The sequence below is a fragment of the Ruegeria sp. R13_0 genome, from assembly GCF_017743995.1.
Lineage (GTDB): Bacteria > Pseudomonadota > Alphaproteobacteria > Rhodobacterales > Rhodobacteraceae > Ruegeria.
This window is the reverse complement of record NZ_JAGHRB010000051.1, coordinates 1-1,010: the sequence shown is the minus strand read 5'-3', so window position 1 is coordinate 1,010 and position 1,010 is coordinate 1. Positions and strand designations below refer to the sequence as shown.

The window sequence follows — 1,010 nt, the reverse complement described above, 5'->3', positions numbered from 1 at the left end:
AAAGCGCGCGGCATCACCATCTCGACCGCCCACGTGGAATACGAGACCGAGAACCGCCACTACGCGCACGTTGACTGCCCCGGTCACGCCGACTACGTCAAGAACATGATCACCGGTGCTGCCCAGATGGACGGCGCGATCCTGGTTGTGAACGCTGCTGACGGCCCGATGCCGCAGACCCGCGAGCACATCCTGCTGGGCCGCCAGGTTGGCATCCCGAAGATGGTCGTGTTCCTGAACAAAGTTGACCAGGTTGACGACGAAGAGCTGCTGGAACTGGTTGAGATGGAAGTTCGCGAACTGCTGTCCAGCTACGAATACCCCGGCGACGATATTCCGATCGTTGCAGGTTCGGCTCTGGCCGCGATGGAAGGCGACAAGCCTGAGATCGGTGAAGAGAAGATCAAGGAACTGATGGCGGCTGTTGACGACTATATCGACACCCCTGAGCGTGCTGTTGACCAGCCGTTCCTGATGCCGATCGAAGACGTGTTCTCGATCTCGGGTCGTGGTACCGTTGTGACCGGCCGTGTTGAGCGTGGTGTGATCAACGTTGGTGACGAGATTGAAATCGTCGGCATCCGCGACACTTCGAAAACCACCTGCACCGGCGTTGAAATGTTCCGCAAGCTGCTGGACCGCGGTGAAGCAGGCGACAACATCGGCGCGCTGCTGCGTGGTGTTGACCGTGACGGCGTTGAGCGTGGCCAGGTTCTGTGTAAGCCGGGTTCGGTTACACCGCACACCAAGTTCGAAGCCGAAGCCTACATCCTGACCAAGGAAGAAGGCGGTCGTCACACTCCGTTCTTCGCGAACTACCGTCCTCAGTTCTACTTCCGTACAACTGACGTGACCGGCACCGTGACCCTTGCGGAAGGCACCGAGATGGTCATGCCTGGCGACAACGTGTCGTTCGGCGTTGAGCTGATCGCGCCGATCGCGATGGAGCAGGGCCTGCGTTTCGCGATCCGCGAAGGCGGCCGTACCGTCGGCGCCGGCGTTGTGTCGAA

Annotated in this window: 1 protein-coding gene; it reads left to right on the top strand. The window is 60.2% G+C overall.

The window, feature by feature from the left end; all coding sequences use genetic code 11:
- A partial coding sequence (gene tuf, locus J7394_RS22785) for an elongation factor Tu (RefSeq protein WP_209256247.1) occupies nt 1–1,010 on the top strand: 1,010 nt, incomplete at both ends.